We start from the raw sequence: 18,944 nt of genomic DNA, 5'->3' as shown, positions 1-18,944 counted from the left end.
GACCTAACGACGCGTCGCGTGGCTGAAAGATTGTAGCGACCACTCGGTTTTGAACCTAATTTTATTTTATGTGCCAGCAATTGTCCCGCTTTGCAACGCACTCGAAAGCAGGCCTGTTGCACTGTCTCTTCAATGCTATGACGCATGGTGCGGTCCATTGAGTTTTGTGCCAGCCGGATATTCGAGCGTGACCGATCTAAAGATACCCCGCCCAGGTCGGGTGCTTTGGGGTTTTGGAGCCTGAATGTTCTTCGATGATCGCCTTGCAACGGTGCTGAGACAAAACACGCAAAGTGATACTTTGCGTCGCACTCAGTATCGCCAGTTGCTCGATCTTCTGGGCGCACAGGCAAGCGGGGCGCGAAAGGCCGCGCGCGACCCAAGCCTTGTGGCAGCCGCATGGATGCGAATGAACAAGCTTGCCGAGGTCATTCCAGCCCGCGACAGAGCGCGCCTTATCAATGAACCAGGCTGGCAGTTGCGCAATCCAGAGCTTGCCGCGCATCTTGCCGATTTTGAGCCTGACGTGGCCTTGGCCGCACTTTCGCGGGCGCAATTGTCGAGCGAGGACTGGACCGCATTGATCCCGCGCCTTCCTGTTCGAGCGCGCGGATTCTTGCGCCTTCGCAAAGATTTAGGCCCTGATGTAGAGGTCGTACTTGAGCGGCTGGGCGTACAGGACCGAGGCCTGCCTCACCCTGAAACCCAAGCGGCTGAAGTGAGCGGCGAGAGCTTTCACATGGCCAACACTCACAAGGCAAAGCTCCCATCCCGTACGGCTGATGACATTGATCCCCTTCCCGGCTCCGACATCCCGCCCGAAGACTTGCCCTCTGCCGAACAGGTGGGTGCGCCGCTGGAGCCGCTTTCAGACGATCCAAGCGAGGAAGAGGACACTATTCCGGCCCCTTCGCGTCCAATCTTCTTTCCTCAGGATCGGGGCCAGCGCCGCGAAGAAACAGCTAGCGATGTGACCTTTGATGCGTTCACACCGCAGCCGTTCACGAAAGAAGAACTTTGGGACATCGCCAAGCAGCCGCTTGAAGAGGAAGAGGCCAATGATTCCGACGAAGCCTATGAGCTCGATGCCGAGTTTGAGACTGAGACAGAGACAGAGACAGAGATAGAGGCCGAGAAAGCCGCAGAGACAGCCGCAGAGAAAAGCGCAGAGAGTGAAGCCAATGCCCCTCCCCCGCGCCCACAGGCTCAGCCCGGCGCGCATCCAGGCGAAGGGCGAAGCGAGATTTCCGCCATTGTCGACCGCATCGCGAAATTCAAACGCGATAAAGAGGAGGCAAAAGAAGCCCCCTCAACTGTTGATACGCATGGCGCAGAGACGGACCACAGCGAGGGGTATCAAGACGACGGGACGATTATGCCTCGCCTGCCTCTTGGCGAAGAGGACCGTGGACGCGCCCGGCTGGTGCGCGGGTTTGCTTTTGCAGCCGATGCAGCAGGCCGGATCGAATGGGCGGAGAGTGAAGTTGCCCCCATGGTCGTCGGCATACGGCTGATCGCGCGCTCACAATTGCAGGCAAGCGGCCTGCCCGATGCCCTTACCCGCGCCTTTAATCGCCGCCAGATGATGAAAGCTGCGCCCGTCACTTTGCACGGCGCCCCGATGATTGCAGGCGACTGGGTTGTCGATGCGCAGCCTCGCTTCAGCTCTATCGGCGGATTTGCCGGCTATATCGGGAGGATGCGCAGAAAGCTCGAGGTCGCAGCTGAGCCTGCGCCAACCCCGGCCCAGCGCGAGGCCGATCGCATTCGCCAATTGCTCCACGAATTGCGCACTCCCGTCACTGCCGTTCAGGGATATTCAGAAGTTATCCAGCAGCAATTGTTCGGCTCTGCCCCGCACGAATACCGCGCTCTGGCTGCCGCAATTGCTTCGGACGCGGCACGCATTCTTTCAGGGTTTGAGGAACTGGACCGCCTGGCCAAGCTTGAAACCGGCGCTATCGACCTTGATGAAGGCGTGACCGACATCACCGCGCTTACAAAGCGGATCATTCGCCAATTGGCACAGGTTCTGGATGCGCGAATGTCTGGTGTGGAACTGGTCGAAGACAAGGAGGCTGCCCTGATGGCCTCAATCGAAAGCGAAAGCGCAGAAAGCCTGATGTGGCGGATGCTTGCAACCCTTGGCGGAGGATGCGGTGCGGGCGAAATGTTGGAGGCAACGCTTTCTGAAAATGGCGGCATGGTTCGCTTGCGTGTCGATTTGCCGATGCAACTGCTTGGCGAAGATGATCTTTTTGCAGCCGACGCAAGGCCCATCAGCACCGCGATCAATCCCGGTCTTTTTGGTGCAGGGTTTGCCCTTAGGCTGGCGCGGGCAGAGGCGCGCGCTGGCGGAGGCAACCTGTTACGCGAAGGCGAGAGCCTGACCCTGACATTGCCGCTGGCTAATGCAGAAGACGGCGATATGTCTGCAAAAGAGCCCACGTGAGCCTTGAGTTAACTGAAACAGCCCGTTGGTAAGGGCTCGCTAAGCACTCCTATGCTATGGCTCGCCGCTATGAAAATGGCGAGGGTTCAATCAGCTGACATTTGCGCGAGTCCCGCGTTTGACGCGCGCGCGCATGACGCCTCGATGATTGAGCCCCCTGCCCGCGAGGCACAGGCGGATTTTGCTCCCGATTTTGGTCAGCGGGTGCTGCTTACGGTCGATACCGAAGAGGAGTTCGACTGGAACAAGCCGTTTTCTCGCGAGGCGCATGGCCTGAACCATGTCCCGGCATTGGCAAAATTCCAGAGCTTTTGCGAACGCATGGGCGCGCACCCTGTCTACCTGGTGGATTGGCCCATCGCGAGCGATGCCTCTGCTGTTGAGATCATCGCAGATGCCGTCTCGCGCGGCGCCGCCGACATTGGAGTGCAGCTTCACCCGTGGGTCAATCCGCCCTTCGATGAAGAATTGACTATAAGGAACTCGTTTGCAGGCAATTTACCGCGCGAGCTGGAAGCAGCCAAATTTACCGCCCTGCGCGACAAAATCGAGTTAGCTTTCGGCACCGCGCCACAGATCTACCGCGCAGGCCGATATGGCCTTGGCCCCCACACGGCCAGTATTCTCAAAGCAGGCGGGATCAAACTCGATACATCCGTGCGACCGCTTTTCGATTACAGTGCGCAAGGTGGACCTGACTATAGCGCGCACCCCTTGCGCCCCTATTGGGTCGATGAAGCCCATACGCTTCTCGAATTGCCAATGACGGTGATGCACTGGGGCGCTTTAAGACACATGGGCGTAACCCTGCAACAGGCAGGCGGGCCGCTTCCAAAGCTCTTAAGCGCGCTAGCCAGACTGCGAATGCTGGAGCGAATCGCCTTAACGCCTGAGGGTGTTACCGCCGCCGAAGCGCTGCGCGGGCTTGATCTTGCGATTGATCAGGGCCTCCCGTGCATCGTGCTGTCTTTTCACAGCCCCTCTTTGATGGCAGGCCTCACGCCTTACACACGCACTCAGAGAGACGTAGAGACGCTTTATGACTGGTTTGAGCAGATTTATGCGCGGCTCGCACAAAAAGGCGTCAATTCGGCCCGTGTGGAGGATGTTTGGAGGGCCGCCAAAGGCTAGTTTTTCGCCTTAATTTTGAGGGAATCAAAATTCCTTCGCAATGGCGCTTGTGGTTTTTGAAAATGGCTTGTAGAGGGCCCTTCCAGTTTAGCTTTGAGTTCGGCTAGAAGAACCCTTTGGGGCCTGTAGCTCAGCGGTTAGAGCTGGCCGCTCATAACGGCTAGGTCGCGGGTTCGAATCCTGCCGGGCCCACCATTTTTGAGCCGGTCGGTTGGAACATGGGCTAAACAAGCGGGTCAGATCAAATCTGATCTTAGCTGATGAAATGTCGGGGAGTGGCGCAGCCAGGTAGCGCACCTGTTTTGGGTACAGGGGGTCGGAGGTTCGAATCCTCTCTCCCCGACCATTTCATCACCTTTTCTCGAAAATGCCGAAACATTTGATTGCGATCAGACGTTCTCTTGCGCCTCTTTGCCCGGTTGCTCTGCAAGTAGGGGCGTAAGCTCATGCGGTGGCAAAGGCTTGGCGATGAAATAGCCCTGCGCATAGTCGCAGCCATTCTCCCGCAGGAAGTCGAGGCACTCCTGATCCTCGATCCCTTCGCACACCACCCTCAGGTTGAGCGAATGGGCAAGCTCGATTGTTGAGCGCACCATCAAACCATCGCTGCGATTTTCATGCGCGTGCTGAACAAAGGCGCGGTCGATTTTGAGCTCTTTCAACGGCAATTTCTGCAAATAGCTCAATGTCGATTGACCCGTGCCGTAATCATCAATCGAGATCAGCACGCCTAGCTTGCAGAACCGTTCCAGATTAGCCGCTGCCAAATCTGGGTCAGACATCGCCGCTGATTCGGTGATCTCAAAAATCAGCCGTTCATGCGGCACGCGCATTTCGCCCAAGAGGTACTCAGCCGCCGCGACAAAGCGTTCAGAGGTGATCAGGTTGGCGGAGATATTGACCGCAACAGAGATGACCAGATCCTGTTCACACCATTGGCGAAGCTGCGTGATCGCGCTCTCAATCGCGAAAAGTGTGAGCCGGTCAATCCGCCCCGTTTCTTCGGCAAGAGGGATGAACAGATCGGGCCGCATGAACCCGTGGACCGGATGTTCCCACCGCATCAGCGCCTCAACGCTTTCGATCCGGTTGGTCTTGAGGTTCAGCTTTGGCTGATAAACCAGCCTCACCTGACGCTCGTCAATGGCCTCTTCGAGTTCGCCCATCAGCGACACGCGTTGTTCGATAATCGCGGCCTCTGCGTCCTCATGCGCGTGCCAGAGTTTCCCGCTATCCGCAGCAAAGCTCGCCGCGCGGCTGGCCGCATTGAGATCCGCCCCTGCCGCGAGGCCAAAGGCGACATGGGTATCCACACGCTTGCCCGCCACGTTTATGGGTTTTTCAAGCGCAACACCGATTTTCTCGCAAGCCTCGATCAACTCTTGATAATCCCCGCTATGTGTCCAGGCGACGATGCGGGTGTCGGCGCGATAGGCTTGCTTGATTGGGTGCACTGATGCCGCGCTGTCGATCACGCGTTCAACGAAAGCGCCGACCTGGTCCTGCCCCAGAACCGAACGGATGGAATCGAAGCCTTTGATATAGGCGGCCATGGTGAATTGGGCGTCGTCATGTGCCTCCTGTTTGAAGGCGAGCGCATTAGGGAGGCCCGTTTCCGGATCGACCAACGCCTCGGCAAGCCGCTTCTCGCGGATAAGCCAGAGCGTCTGAAGCGCGGCGCTTGCCAAGATCAGAATCGCTGTTGGCACAACGCTCAGCAAGGTGCGGCCAAGGTGATAGGCTATTGCATCAAGGACGATCAGGACAGCAATGGCACCAAGGCTGCGCACAGCGACCTGAAAATAGGTGCGCGATCGCACGATATAGAGTGCGGCAAAAATTCCGAAGATCAAAAGCGGCCACCACGCCACTTCCGCCATGGCTCCGCGCATCAAGGTTTCGGCTGCAAGCGCCTGAATAGTGACGCCGGGAATAACGCCATAGATCGGCGCGCCATAACGGTCGCCAAGCTCAATCGCTGTCGCTCCGACGATCACATCGCGCCCACGCACCGTTTCTGCATCGAACTGCCCGCGTTCAATATCGATGAAACTGTGCCGGGGGATGGAGGCAGGATCGATGCTGTAATCGATCACGAACTCCTGCCCAGCCGAGCCACTGATCCCGGCGATTTGCGCGGACAGGGATGGACGCGGCGTACCGTTGGTGATCGTGCCATAAACCATGCGGCGCACCCGCGAATCTGCGTCCGGAATGACAGAAACCGTGGCAAGGCTCACGTGCTCGCGAAGTTCAGGAAGCGGCAGTGTGTCGATATTCTGGTAGGAGTTTTCAGAAGAGCGCTGGCCAAATGTGGGCAAGGCGACTGAAGCCGTTGTGACCTCGCTCAAAGCTCTTGCGAAATCTGCATCGCCATCTGGTGTAGAGCGGGCAGAGAAATCGATGTCAAAGATGATCGAGCGAGCACCGGCAGCATCAAGTTGTTCAACAAGGCGAGCGTGGTGATCGCGTGGCCAGGGCCATTGCTTGTTTTGCGCAAGGCTCTTTGCATCGACTTCGACGATATGAAGGTCACCCGAAGCCTGCTTTGGTGCAAGCTGAGCGATGGCGGCGCGTTGTTCCTGTTCAAGAAGGCGAACGCCATCGGTTCGCGCAAGAGCTACGCACACAATAAGGCTTACAAGCACAATGGCCCATTTTCTGGCTGTGGGGGGAAGCTTCATGCGCATCGAAGAAAGCTTTCAGGTGACACTCAAAAGGGGGTGATCACACAAGGCGATTAGTCTTCGAGCTCTTTAACCGGAGCAGCCAGTCTACCGAGAAGTCCGTTCACAGCGCCATTAGAGCCTGGGTCGATGGATTCCTCCTCTAAGTGATCATCGATCGCATCACTATCATCGGCGGCATCGTCTCCAACGACATCCAAGCCGACACCGACATCAAGGCCGAGATCGCCGATGACATTGCCGCCACTGTTGCCGGGCGCTTCCTCTTCATTGACATCGTCGTCATCGTCTGCAGCGTCAGCATCCTCGCCTGCTCCGAGGCCGACACCTAGGTCGAGCCCAAGGCCACCGTTGCTATTACCGGGGGTGTCGTCACTCTCTTCATCAATCTCGTCACCATCATCGGCAGCGTCATCATCCTCGCCAGCCCCAAGGCCCACTCCTAGGTCGAGCCCAAGACCACCGTTGCTGTTGCCGGGGGTGTCGTCGATCTCTTCATCGACATCGTCGTCGGCGGCAGCGTCATCATCATCGCCGACATTCACGCCAAGGCCCAAGCCATTCCCGTTACCATTGCCAATGCCCAGACCGAGGCCTAATCCATTGCCGTTGCCAGAGTTGTCGTCTTCATCGACTTCATCCTCATCATCGACTTCGTCCTCATCGTCGACATCGTCGTCGTCGTCTTCGACTTCGGCTTCGTCCTCATCATCGACATCATCGTCGTCTTCGACATCGTCATCATCGCCGACATTCACGCCAAGGCCTAGGCCGTTCCCGTTACCGTTTCCAACGCCAAGACCGAGGCCCAATCCATTGCCATTGCCCTGATTGTCATCGCCTTGGTCGTCGTCGCCCTGATCATTGTCATCAACCTGATCATCATCGACGCCGTCATCATCATCGACCGGGGAAGCATCTTGTTCAGGCTCCGCCTCAGGTTCAGGCTCCGATTCAGGTTGGGGCTCTGGCAGAGTAGCCACATCGTCCTCAACCGGCGATTCACTCGCGTTCTGGTTTGCGGCCGCATCTCCTGCCGTATCTTCAGCGGCCTCCTCGACCTCGTCTTCGAAACTCTGCCCGACCGCGCCTTGCACGATACCGCCGGTCAATTCGCCAAGGTCGGTGCTGCGGCTGGCGACAGCGACTTCTATAACCGTCGGCTCTTCGGGCGCTTCATCAGCAACCACCGGTGTCGCGACATTCACTGGTGTTGCAGCTTGAGCGGATGTCGCTGCCGCCGCGCGCGGTTGAGGTCGCTGCACGCCAGTCGTCACAGCCCCTTGAGGTGACACAAGTTCGCGCGAAAGGTCACCCTCAATGCTCAAGGTAAACAGATCATCAGCGCCAATCATGGCAACCTCGCCCGGCACCACAAGATCGCTGGCCCCGCCGTCAAGGGTTGAGGCTTCGACCGCGCCTTCGGTCACTTGCATGGATGCGCCCGCTTCCGACACTGTGATCGAGAAGCGCGTGCCCTTCACCACAGCGGCCATATACGGCGTATCGACCCCGAAGTGTGGCTTTTTCTGCTTGCCAATATTGAACAGCGCGCTGCCAAAATCCTGAATGATTTGAATGACACCGCGGTCGCGGTCTTCCGGCGCGATGGTGATGCGAGAATTGGGCCGCACTGTCACAAATTCGTGCCCGCGCACCAAAGTCGCGTTACCGTTTTTCGAGGTCACAACCTGTTGACCCGCCGACACTCGCGCGCCGCGTTCGATCTGGCGTTCGCCGTTCTCGCTGCGCACGAACACAGTTCCGCGCACCTCGCTTACAATCCAGGGGGATGTTTGAGCAAAGGCACTCGTGCTTGAAAGCAATAGCGTCAAAGGCAGCAGCGTGCGTGCTGATCTGGTCATCATAGTCTCCTGTCGAGCTTGCCTTTAGACTTCTTAATATGGCCAAACCTTAAGAGGGTATGATTAACAAATTGATGTTTTGACGCTTTCTTAGGGACTTGTTCCTTAATGCCGCACGCGTGGCTATGAAAATCAAGATTAAAAGTCTGTTGCGCGTCAGTTGCGCCATGATGTTGGCTTTGCCCGGCGCGCAGGCGGCTGCGCAAGACAGTCTTGAGCAGTCAATGACGCGCGAATTCGGCGATGAGCCGCGCGCTTCAGAGCAAAGCGAAGATCAAACCACGCCAACTGTCCAGCGCGAAACCGGTGCTTACCCTTCGGCCTCTTCGACCAGCGGTTCCTTCACGGTGGGCTCTATCATCATTGCCGGCAACGAAACGCTGCCGGACAGCGAATTTCTCGACCTGATCGAAGAATACACAAGCCAACCCCTCTCGCAGCAAGACCTCGCCACACTCGCGACGCGCATTGCGGTTCGTGCACAGGCAAAAGGCTTTATTTTCGCAACCGCCAGTGTGCCGGAACAGCGTCTCGACCTTGGTGTCTTACGGGTCGAACTGGATGAAGGTCGGATTGACGAAGTTCGCCTTGAAGGCGCGCAGGATGCAGCGATAGCGCGCCAACTCGCGCCGCTCGCGTCGGGCGGGCCGGTCACAAAGGATAGGCTGGAACACCAACTTTTACTTGCGGATGATATTTCGGGCGTTCGTATTCTCGGATCGCGGTTTGAAAAAGAGGGGACACGCGGTGTCCTCATCGTCAAAGCGCGGCGCAGCAAAGCGTCTGGCTATGCAGAAGTTACCAATAACGGATCGAAAACAGTTGGCCCTATCCGTGCCCGCATAAGTGTCGATTTCAATGGCCTGCTGTCTTCGGCCGACGAGGTCGACGTGACTGTAGGCACAACTCCGCTGCAGCCCAGCGAGCTTCAGTTCGCGCGCGCTTCTTACAAGATCGTGGTTGACGCAAGCGGGCTCGAATTGGGAACTCACCTGTCGTATTCTTCCACCGCGCCGGGCGATTTCCTGTCTGATCGCGAGATTGAAGGCGAGTTCTGGCGCGCCGGAGTGAGTGCAAGATACCCCTTGAAGCGGTCGCGTGATCTCAGCGTGTGGGTTGTCGGCGAATTTGAAGTCACCGACCTTAAATCAGAGCGCTTTGGCGATCTTGTCAGGCATGACCGTGTGCCCAAGGTGAGCGCTGGGCTTTATTCACGCGGGCGACTTGCCGGTGGCTGGTTCAGAGGACAAGTGATGGCCTCGCGCGGTCTTGATATTCTCTCCGCTACCGACCCTGGCGACCCCCTCGCCTCACGAAGCGATGCCTCCGCCCGCTTCTCCAGCCTCTACGGATGGTTTGCGTGGGAGGGCTCGCTCGCCAGATCATTCAGCCTGGCGCTCGGCGCGCGCGCTCAACTCGCAGCCGATCCCGTTCTCGTTACAGAAGACATCGGCATTGGCGGCACAAGCTTCCTTCGCGGATATGATTTCAACGAAAGGACGGGTGACACGGGTATTATGGGCTATGGCGAACTGCGCTACAATTGGCGCGGCGAAGGGTTCTGGTTGCCGCGCGCTCAGGCTTATGTGTTTGCCGATGGTGGAACCGTCACCAATCTGGAAGATGGCTTTGGCAGCGGTTCACTCGCGTCGGCTGGCGGGGGACTTCGTTTGAATGTGACGCGCGATTTGAACCTTGGGGTTGAAATGGCGGTGCCACTGACGGGTGAGCGCGCCGATAGCGACAGCGACAGCCCGCTGTTCAACCTGAGAGTAGGCCAGTCCTTTTGAGGCCAATCATTCGAAGGACAGTCAGTCTTCGCTTTTGCCAGAGACACCCAGAATCCATTCGGTAAGCTCATCTGCAGGCATATCGGCAGCCGCCACACCAAGGGCGTGAACAGCATCAATACGATCGCGCGGCGCGCCGTCTGACGGGTCTTCGAGAAAAACCTTGCCGCCTGTTTGCATCAGGATCTGCAGACCCTTTGCACCATCTGCGCCTGTGCCTGCCAAAAGCCCTGCGTGCGCAGGCACCTTGGCACGCGCGATAGAGCCAAGCAGCAGGTCTGCACTCGGCCTGATCCCTGCAACCGGATCACGTGGGACAAAGCGCAAACGCGGCGCTTCACCAGCTTCGACGATCACATGAACGCTTTTATCAAATGCTAGATAGACCTTCCCCGGCGCAAGCGGCGCACAATCAGACGCCTCGGCCAGCTCGCATTTTGCCTCAGTCTGAAGCTCAGCAAGGACCGGCTCAACCACCGCGCGCTCGGCATCGACGACTATGACGGTGGGCGGACAGGTTGCGGGATAATTCGAAACCACAGTCTTGACCGTTTCAAGCCCTGGCTGACCACACGCCATAACGACCAGACTGCCATCGGGTTCAAAGGCGGGTCCACCTTCTTCAGCCCCGCTTGTACCTCCGGTAAGCTCTCCATTCGCGGCCTTGATGACAATATCCCCGAGCTTGGCGACTGTTGCATCAAACTCTTCCGGCGTTGTGCGCAAAGGTTTCGGGAAACAATGGACTGCCCCCAACTCAAGCGCCTTTTTAGCGGTGCCAGAGCCCGCCTGAGCGATGCTTGAGAGCATGATTACAGGCATTGGCCGTTTTTCCATGATCTCTTCGAGAAATTCCATGCCCGTCATCACCGGCATTTCGACATCCAGTGTGAGAACATCAGGCTTGAGCTCAGCGATCATTTCGCGCGCTTCGGCTGCGCTGGAAGCAACGCCGCAAACGCTAACGCCTTTGGCATTTTCCAGAATTCCAGAGAACAGCGCGCGCATCGCTGCGGAATCGTCGACGACCATCACTCGGGTATCACGCATGGGGTTTAACGGTCCTCATAGACTTTTTAACATTTGCTCGATGGGCCCGCAGTGCGCGGGTATCCTTTGCCGGTGTTTGCTTGGTTAATCGCAGGCTGACCAAGAATTCTTCTATTGCGCGCTAAGGGCTCGCGCTTAGCGGCGCGCAAAAGTGATCTTCACACCGCCGGGTCTATTTCCCTCGAAGACCGGACTGGAGCGAGTTCCAAACCTGTCCACCTGCACCATTTTCGCATTGGCCCAACCCCAAGCCGAGGACGCCATGAACACTGTAACCCTTCCTGCCATTTGTGACAGAGCAGCAGCGCGAGCGCTCTATCCTGAGCTGTGCGACAGTATCGGGCCTGAAAGGCTGAGCGTGAATGCCAGCGCAGTTGAGCGGACCGGACAGGCGATGCTGCAGGTTCTCGCATCAGCAGCCACTACGGAAAGTGGCATTTCCATCGAGGAGCCGAGCGAGCCTTTTGTTAAGGCTATTAAATTGGCTGGGCTCGAAACCATTCTTGGCAGCGACAATCAAGAAACGGGTGCAGCATGAACGACGATGATATCCAACAAATCTTCTTTGTAGAATGCGAAGAAGCCCTTGAGGCGACCGAGAACGGGCTCAATGCTTGTGCGAATGGCACCAATGATGATGAAACGATCAACGCAATCTTTCGCGGGGTCCACTCGATAAAGGGCGGCGCAGGCGCATTCGGGCACACCGCGCTTGCTTCTTATACGCATTGTTTTGAAAATCTGCTCGGCGATATTCGTGAAGGTGTGGTTGTCCTCACTCCCGAGCTCACTGACCTTCTCTTGCTTGCCTGTGACCTCTTGCGTGACCATGTCGAGGCTGCTCGCGGCGCGGCAGATGTGCCAGACGACGCGGCATTGATGCAAAAGCTTGAGGCAGCACGCGCTGGCGGGGCTGCTTCAAGCGAAGATCAAGCTGGTGAAGCGGCGCCCGGCGAAGCATCAGAGCCGCCGACGGTAGGCGAGAGTGACGCAACCGAAGCGTCTGCAAGCGATGATCTCGACCTCGATCTTGACGCATTGCTTGATGATATCGCTGGCGCAGAAGAGGCCCCTCAAGCAGAGCCTGAAAAACCAAGCTGGCTGGTGCATATCAGGCCCCATGCCGGGTCAATGGACAATGGCGGAGAGCCGCTTTTGTGGCTGCGCGAACTGGCCAGCCTTGGTGGCACGTGCGAGGCCTGCCAAGCGGACGATCTTCCAGCAATTGACGACCTTATTGTGGATGAAGGGTATCTGGGTTGGACATTCCGTATGCCCGGCTCGGTTGATCGCGGTGAAGTGGAGGAAATCTTCGATTTTGCAGGAGATGACTGCGGCCTTGCCTTTGACAATGAACCTTTCCCCCCGCTGCGTCTGAGCGATCAAGCTCCCGTTGAGGCAACGCAGGAAGCTCCAGACAGCGGGCCCGCCGGCAATCCCACAAGTGGGGCGGCGCAATCACCATCGCAAAAGGCACCGAGCGCTGAGCAAAGTGCACAGCCAGCTCCCGCCCCGGCTCCCGCTTCTGCGCCCGTCGCTGCTCCTACCCCCTCGTCTACAAATCCAAAAGCTGAGCAGGCGAAAGCGGAGCAGGCAAAGGCGGAGCCCGCAAAACCATCCCCTGAAGCTGCGCCTGAAACGCAAGAAAAGACCCCCGCCAAAGCGGCAAGCACTGCCGGCCAGAGCGTTCGCATCGACCTTGCCAAGCTTGACCGCCTGATTGATGGCGTGGGCGAATTGGTGATTGCGCAGGCCATGCTTGCCCAGCGGCTTGAAAACGAGAACGTCGCCCATATCGAAGAGCTCGCGATGCTCGACACGTTGATCCGCGACATTCAAGAGCACGCCATGGCGTTTCGTGCTCAACCGATCAGCTCGGTTTTCGGACGTGTTCCAAGGCTCCTTCGCGAACTGGCAAGCAATACCGGCAAGCACGTGAAGCTCGATGTGTCGGGTGAAAGCACCGAACTCGACAAGACCGTGATCGAGCGTTTGTCAGAGCCCATGACCCACCTTATCCGCAATGCGGTCGACCACGGAATTGAAGCCCCGGAAGACCGCAAGGCTGCGGGCAAAGACCCCGAAGGCACTCTGTCGCTCTCAGCCGAACAAAAGGCGGGCCGCGTGGTTATTCACATCAAGGACGACGGGCGCGGGATTAACCGCGAAAAAGTCCTCGCCAAAGCCATCGAAAACGGCATCATTGCAGAGGATGCAAACCTCACCGATGATGAGATTTGCCAGCTGATATTCGCGCCCGGTTTTTCAACCGCGGCAAGCGTCACGAGCGTTTCGGGACGTGGTGTTGGGATGGATGTTGTAAAGTCCAATGTGCGCGATCTGGGCGGCCGGATCACTATCGAATCGGTAGAAGGCGAAGGCACCACATTCAGTCTCGCCCTGCCCCTCACGCTTGCCATTTCAGATGGGATGATCGTGCAAGCCGGTGACCTGTCGCTGGTTGTCCCGCTCACTCATGTGATTGAAAGCCTAAAGCCGACAAAGGACGATCTTAAAGGCATGGGCACAAACCGCATGATGCTCAATGTGCGCGGTCGGTTCGTGCCTGTGGTTTCGCTTGGCGCGCTTACGGGAGCGAACAATTGGATTGATGATCCGTGCAAGGGCGTGATCGTTCTGGTCGAAACCGAAGGTCACGGTCAGGCCGCGCTTCTCGTCGATACGATCACCGACCAGCGCCAGTTCGTGATCAAGAGCCTTGATGCCAATTTCAGAGCCGTGGACGGTGTCGCTGGCGCGACCATCCTGGGCAATGGCAAAGTCTCATTGATCGTCGATGTCGATCACATGGTGCAGGCAGGTTCGGCTGCATCCATGGCTATGGCGGCATAGATCCATGCATCAAGCCCTGTCCGCCCCGGACGACTTTGCCATCGTTCCAGGGGTTAGCCCCCAACTGTATAAAAGTGCTGATTTTCATCGCATTGCGCAGCTTTTAAAAGATGAAGCTGGCATTGTTTTGTCTGACAAAAAAACGATGCTTGCCTATTCGCGTCTCGCTCCCCTGGTGCGCCAGAGTGCTAAAGAGACTTTCGGCGAATATCTTGATCTGGTCGAAAAAGACGAGGTGCAGCGCCGCAAAGTCGTCGCCTCGCTGACGACCAATCACACCTATTTCAATCGCGAACCGCACCACTTCGAACACTTCACCAACACCGTGCGCGACGACATCATAAAGCGCAGCCAGAACCGTGAGAAAGTCAGGATCTGGTCAGCCGGCTCTTCAAGCGGCGAAGAAATTCACACGCTGATGATGTATTTGCTGGGTGAGAACAAAGCGCAAGGCCAGAAAATTGCGCGCGGCGACCTGCGCGTTCTGGCGAGTGATCTGGCTGATCATGCTGTGTGCGCTGCAAAAGCAGCGACATATGACGCAGAAGCGGTGAGCAAAATGCCCGAGGCCCTGCGCAATGTCTGGTGCGAGGTTGCGAGCGGTGATCCCAGCTGTGTGACGATCAGCCCGGTGATCACCAATCTGATCCGTTATCGCCAGCTCAATCTGCTGCGCCCCTGGCCGTTTGACGGCCAATTCGACGTCATCTTCTGTCGCAATGTGATGATCTATTTTGACGAGCCGACCAAGGTTGAATTGGTGCGGCGGTTTGCCGAGCGCTTAAAGCCTGGAGGCTATCTTTACATCGGTCATTCCGAACGTGTCGCTGGACCAGCTGTTGAGGTGCTCAAACTTGTTGGCGCGACTATTTACCAGAAAGTGAAACAATGACTGTCCGGGTTCTTGTGGTTGATGATTCTGCGATGATGCGCGCGCTCATCTCGCGCAAGCTCAACGCTGAAAGCGATATTGAGGTGATCGCGACCGCCAATGATGCAATCGAGGCGCGCCAGCTCATCAAGCAACTCGATCCGGATGTTGTGACGCTGGATATTGAGATGCCGGGAATGGACGGCCTTTCTTTCCTTGAGAAAATCATGACCTTGCGTCCTACGCCGGTTATCGTCGTTTCCGGATCAACCCGCGCTGGCACTCAGGCAACCGCACGCGCGCTCCAGCTGGGCGCTGTCAATTGCTATGCCAAATCGACGAGAGAGCGCTCGATCAAGGATGATGATGGCGGCGAATTGGCGCGGCTGGTGCGCGAGGCATCAAAGGTTGAGCTCGCCCGCACTGTATCCCCAAACCGACCCAATGCTGCGACGCGACCGCGGGCAAGAACCGCCGCTGGCAACGCGGTTTCCACACGGCCTGCCATCACCGCCAGCGCTCGCGGCAACAGACAGCGCCCTGATCTGATTGCTATCGGCTCATCGACTGGCGGCGTGGAAGCGTTGAATAAGCTTCTTCGCGACTTTCCTGCTGACTGTCCGCCCACTCTCATCGTTCAGCACGTGAACGCCACCTTTGCTCCGGCGATTGCGCAATCGCTTGATAAGATCGCTGCTCCGCGCGTCGCATTGGCTGAAAGCGATACGATTTTGGCACCCGGGCTTGTTCTGGTGGCACCGGGAGACACAAAGCACCTCGAAGTCGCACGTGCAGGACGCCATGGTTACCGTGCCGTTTTGCGTGAAGGGGAACTGACATCCGGTCATCGGCCAAGTGTTGATCGCCTGTTCGCATCAGTTGCCAAAACCGTTGGAGAGCGTGCTGTCGGAGTGATCCTGACTGGCATGGGCGAAGATGGCGCGAGAGAATTGGCCAGCATGGCGCAAACTGGCGCCCATACGATTGCCCAAGACCGGGAAAGCTGCGTCGTTTTCGGGATGCCGCGTGCAGCCATTGCCCTTGGCGCAGCAAAGGCGGTGCTCCCACTCGAACGCATCACCAGAGAAATTTTCGACTTCGTGCCGACGGCTCAATCGCATGAAAGCAGCGCAAGGCTTTCAATGTCAGCGCACGAAAGCCTGCGTGGTCAACAACAGGCACAAACAAGAGCTGGTCTTCGCTCCGGCACCACTTGGGAAACAAACCTATGAACGCACCGTTTCAGCCCGAAATCAGGGACACAATCTTGCAAGGTGAAGCGCGGGCCAGCGGAGATGATCGTATGGTCATGTCCACTGTTCTGGGCAGCTGCGTTGCCACGTGCCTTTATGACCCGGTCGCGCGCATCGGCGGGATGAACCACTACCTTTTGGCAAAACCAGCAGCCGAAACCACAAGCCTTGATCGCTCCTACGGACTGTTCCTGATGGAGCTTCTCATCAACGAGATGCTTAAGCTGGGGGCGGATAAAAAGCGCATGAAAGCCCGAATCTACGGCGGCGCAAATATGTCGGCTGGTCTTGGTCCAATCGGAACAGCGAATGCCCAATTTGCCCGGCAATTTCTGAAGGATGAGGGGATCCCGACCGTTTTTGAAGACCTTGAAGGGACGTGCGCGCGCCGCATCGATTTTCGCCCGTCGACAGGTCAGGTGCGCGCCCGCCGCGTTACTAACGAGAAGGTTCCAACTCCAACCCCAACCATGTCCATTACGGAAAATCCACTGGGTCGCTCGAAAGACGACATTGGTGGTGTCGAGCTATTTTGAAGATCAAAGGAGTAGTCAATGAACACAGCTCAGCCCTTAGCGCTCGAAGCGCAATCATCGAAAGTTAGAGTCCTGACCGTCGATGACAGCGCTAGTATGCGCGCGCTTTTGCGTGCGGCGCTGTCGTCGAACGGGTTTGACGTTGAACAAGCCGAGGATGGGCAAGAGGCTCTTGAATGGCTGGCAACGAATGAAGTTGATGTGGTGCTCACCGACATCAATATGCCGCGCCTTGACGGTTTCGGGCTCATCGAAAAACTTCGGGAAACAGCGCTCCATGCCGACCGGCCCATTCTCGTGCTGACGACCGAAAGCTCAGAAGAGAAGAAAGCGCGCGCCAAAAATGCTGGTGCAACCGGTTGGATCGTCAAGCCGTTTGATGCTGCAAAGCTGACCGCTGCCCTGCGCCGCGTGGCTCACTAACAGAAATCAAAGCTCAATCATCCTGGAGCGTCACTGCCATGTACTATGAACTCATCACATTCGGGATCGCCAATCAATTGTTTGGCATCGATATTATGACGATCCGTGAGATTCGCGCCTGGTCGCCGGTAACCCGCCTGCCGCGCGTTCCGGATCATGTCGCTGGCGTTGTCAATCTACGCGGTACGGTCCTTCCCGTGATTGATCTATCTGTGCGACTTGGCTGGCCTGCCACTGAAACCACCCCGCGAAACCCGATTGTGGTGGTTGAGCACGAAGGGCAATCGCGCGGTCTGATTGTGCATGATGTCAACGACATCGTTTCGATAGAACGCGACACCATCCAACAGCCCGATTCAAGCTCCAACGACACTGTGACACATTTTCTCGAAGGCATTGCGCCGCTTGAAGATGAGATGGTGATGGTCCTCGACCTCAACAAGTTGATGGCGTCCGATGAGATCGAAATGGCCGCTTAAGGCCAAGACCAGGACACCGAAATGACAGCCCCACCTCAAGACCTGCTTAAAGCAGCGGCGTTCACCCTCAATGCGATGGCAGCTCAAGTCGAGGAATTCGGCGCCGAGCTGGTTACCGACCCGGACTTCGCCCAGCGTCACCTTACAAGCTTACAAAGTCTTGATCGCTGGAGCCAGGAGCTGGTGCAGCTGGCAAAGGTTATTGCCGCCGATGATCCCGTCGCCGCCGCAGAAGCGGTGACGTTGAGCGAACTGCGCGATCATTTGCGGGCCGCGAAAGCGGCCTGATCAGGCGCGGCGCTCTGTAACCGGCTCAGCCTGCGCCATGGCAGGGATGGACGTTGTAATCGGGCTCGGACGCTCTGCGTTTTCGACCCGGTTGCGCCCGTTTGATTTGGCCTTGTAGAGCGCTGCGTCCGCACGCGCGAACAGCTGTTCATACGTCTCACCCTCGGCAGCGGTCGCAACGCCGAAGCTCGCGGTAAGGCGAATGTCATTGCTAAGCCCTTCGTGAGCGAGCTGCGCAAAGGCTTGGCGAATACGCTCTGCCAGTCGCTCTGCTGGTTCATTGGGGCAGTTGTAGGCGGCGATACAAAACTCCTCGCCCCCGATCCGACCAGCCTTATCACAGTTTCGCACCATCTCATTGATAAGTTTGCCAAAGCTTGAAATCGCTTTGTCGCCGGACTGATGCCCCCAAATATCGTTGACCTGTTTGAAATGGTCGATGTCAGCCACGACCAGACTCAAGGGCCGCCCCTCTGATTGCGCTTTGGGAAGGATCGCGTGCATCGTTTCTTCAAAGGCCGCGCGGTTTTGAAGGCCGGTGAGCGGATCCGCTTCGCTGCTTTCGCGCAAGGACGTGGTCCATTCAAAGATCGTTGCGCCCATCAAGACCATCGCTCCAAGGACCGATTTCACTCCAAGGACAAGACCGATGATCGAGTAATAGAACGATTCCCGATAGGCTTGGTCGGGAATACTGCTTTGATACATCAGGGTAAGGTTGGGCCTCACCAGAAAATCTATCGCGCCAAGAGCAATGACCGCGAGGATGGCATGATCAACCGGGCCACGCCGCGGCGCCATGAGAAGGGTAGCAAGGCCAACCATATACATCGCGCCATAACCTGTATTCACGATGATGAGCCTTGGAGCGACATCATTGGTCACTCCAACCGCAATCGCCAGGGCAAGCGCGCTCACACCATAAATGCCAGCCATAAGCGGCAGGTTGATCCGTTGCCCTACCCGCTCGCACACCGAAAACAACATCAGGAAAACGGCAATCGAATAAAGCAGCTGAGTCGCATGGAACAGATACAGCGCATCAGGCGGGGCAAGATGCGTTACCAGATAGCCAGCGGCAAAAAACACATATCCGATGGCAAAGCCAAGGACATGACGGCGCATCGCGCCCAGCTTCCAGAACAAGGCAAATGTAACCGCGAACAGCAGCGCCATCAAAGGTGTCAGCAATCCGAGGATTTGCGTTTGCATGAAGCTGGTTTCTCCCAAGTGACTTGGCGCTAGGCCAATAAGGTTAAGGTCACC

At 57.2% G+C, this 18,944-nt stretch carries 15 protein-coding genes and 2 tRNA genes; 13 read left to right on the top strand and 4 right to left on the bottom strand.

The window, feature by feature from the left end; translation table 11 throughout:
• Window positions 1-244: 244 nt before the first annotated feature.
• From INR77_RS07890 to INR77_RS07875, 4 genes are all read left to right on the top strand, one after another.
• Window positions 245-2,452 (top strand): histidine kinase dimerization/phospho-acceptor domain-containing protein, encoded by a 2,208-nt coding sequence (locus INR77_RS07890; RefSeq protein ID WP_223070558.1) that lies wholly within the window; start codon window positions 245-247, stop codon window positions 2,450-2,452.
• Window positions 2,453-2,596: 144 nt separating this feature from the next.
• On the top strand, window positions 2,597-3,583 hold the full coding sequence (locus tag INR77_RS07885) for a polysaccharide deacetylase family protein (protein ID WP_223073467.1): 987 nt from the start codon (window positions 2,597-2,599) through the stop codon (window positions 3,581-3,583).
• A gap of 119 nt (window positions 3,584-3,702) precedes the next feature.
• Window positions 3,703-3,778: transfer RNA gene (locus tag INR77_RS07880), tRNA-Ile, on the top strand.
• Window positions 3,779-3,852: 74 nt separating this feature from the next.
• A tRNA-Pro gene (locus tag INR77_RS07875) sits at window positions 3,853-3,929 on the top strand.
• A 43-nt stretch (window positions 3,930-3,972) separates the two neighbouring features.
• Here INR77_RS07875 and INR77_RS07870 read toward each other — a convergent pair.
• Complete coding sequence (locus INR77_RS07870) at window positions 3,973-6,267, bottom strand: bifunctional diguanylate cyclase/phosphodiesterase (RefSeq protein ID WP_223070557.1); 2,295 nt, start codon at window positions 6,265-6,267, stop codon at window positions 3,973-3,975.
• A 56-nt stretch (window positions 6,268-6,323) separates the two neighbouring features.
• Window positions 6,324-8,135 carry a FecR family protein gene (locus INR77_RS07865; RefSeq protein WP_223073319.1) on the bottom strand — a complete coding sequence of 604 codons (1,812 nt, stop codon included), beginning with the start codon at window positions 8,133-8,135 and terminating at the stop codon, window positions 6,324-6,326.
• Window positions 8,136-8,302: 167 nt separating this feature from the next.
• Between INR77_RS07865 and INR77_RS07860 the strand changes: the two genes are divergently transcribed.
• Entirely contained in the window at window positions 8,303-9,925 is a 1,623-nt protein-coding gene (locus INR77_RS07860) for a ShlB/FhaC/HecB family hemolysin secretion/activation protein (protein ID WP_223073318.1), read from the top strand.
• Between the two features lie 21 nt (window positions 9,926-9,946).
• On the opposite strand, the gene INR77_RS07855 is transcribed toward INR77_RS07860, so the two are convergent.
• Entirely contained in the window at window positions 9,947-10,975 is a 1,029-nt protein-coding gene (locus INR77_RS07855) for a response regulator (protein ID WP_223073317.1), read from the bottom strand.
• Between the two features lie 262 nt (window positions 10,976-11,237).
• Here INR77_RS07855 and INR77_RS07850 point away from each other — a divergent pair, with 262 nt between their 5' ends.
• From INR77_RS07850 to INR77_RS07815, 8 genes are read left to right on the top strand one after another with little or no spacing between them, the layout of a single operon-like run.
• Window positions 11,238-11,513: an STAS domain-containing protein gene (locus INR77_RS07850; protein WP_223073316.1), complete on the top strand. Its 276-nt coding sequence runs from the start codon at window positions 11,238-11,240 to the stop codon at window positions 11,511-11,513.
• Window positions 11,510-13,828 carry a chemotaxis protein CheA gene (locus INR77_RS07845; RefSeq protein WP_223073315.1) on the top strand — a complete coding sequence of 773 codons (2,319 nt, stop codon included), beginning with the start codon at window positions 11,510-11,512 and terminating at the stop codon, window positions 13,826-13,828. The genes INR77_RS07850 and INR77_RS07845 overlap by 4 nt, the downstream gene beginning before the upstream one ends.
• 4 nt (window positions 13,829-13,832) lie before the next feature.
• A complete protein-coding gene (locus INR77_RS07840; protein WP_223073314.1) occupies window positions 13,833-14,720 on the top strand; it encodes a protein-glutamate O-methyltransferase CheR in 888 nt (295 codons plus the stop codon).
• A complete protein-coding gene (locus INR77_RS07835) occupies window positions 14,717-15,931 on the top strand; it encodes a chemotaxis response regulator protein-glutamate methylesterase (protein ID WP_223073313.1) in 1,215 nt (404 codons plus the stop codon). The genes INR77_RS07840 and INR77_RS07835 overlap by 4 nt, the downstream gene beginning before the upstream one ends.
• Window positions 15,928-16,488 carry a chemotaxis protein CheD gene (locus INR77_RS07830; protein ID WP_223073312.1) on the top strand — a complete coding sequence of 187 codons (561 nt, stop codon included), beginning with the start codon at window positions 15,928-15,930 and terminating at the stop codon, window positions 16,486-16,488. The genes INR77_RS07835 and INR77_RS07830 overlap by 4 nt, the downstream gene beginning before the upstream one ends.
• 18 nt (window positions 16,489-16,506) lie before the next feature.
• Window positions 16,507-16,911, top strand: coding sequence for a response regulator (locus tag INR77_RS07825; protein ID WP_223073311.1), 405 nt, complete (start codon window positions 16,507-16,509; stop codon window positions 16,909-16,911).
• A gap of 38 nt (window positions 16,912-16,949) precedes the next feature.
• Window positions 16,950-17,390 (top strand): chemotaxis protein CheW, encoded by a 441-nt coding sequence (locus tag INR77_RS07820; RefSeq protein ID WP_223073310.1) that lies wholly within the window; start codon window positions 16,950-16,952, stop codon window positions 17,388-17,390.
• Window positions 17,391-17,411: 21 nt separating this feature from the next.
• Window positions 17,412-17,678: a hypothetical protein gene (locus INR77_RS07815; protein ID WP_223073309.1), complete on the top strand. Its 267-nt coding sequence runs from the start codon at window positions 17,412-17,414 to the stop codon at window positions 17,676-17,678.
• Here INR77_RS07815 and INR77_RS07810 read toward each other — a convergent pair whose 3' ends face one another.
• On the bottom strand, window positions 17,679-18,890 hold the full coding sequence (locus INR77_RS07810) for a diguanylate cyclase (RefSeq protein WP_223073308.1): 1,212 nt from the start codon (window positions 18,888-18,890) through the stop codon (window positions 17,679-17,681). It abuts the gene before it with no gap.
• Window positions 18,891-18,944: the final 54 nt, after the last annotated feature.

The organism is Erythrobacter sp. SCSIO 43205 (genome assembly GCF_019904235.1).
Lineage (GTDB): Bacteria > Pseudomonadota > Alphaproteobacteria > Sphingomonadales > Sphingomonadaceae > Erythrobacter.
The sequence above is the reverse complement of the archived record's forward strand: the minus strand, read 5'-3'. Positions and strand labels throughout refer to the sequence as shown.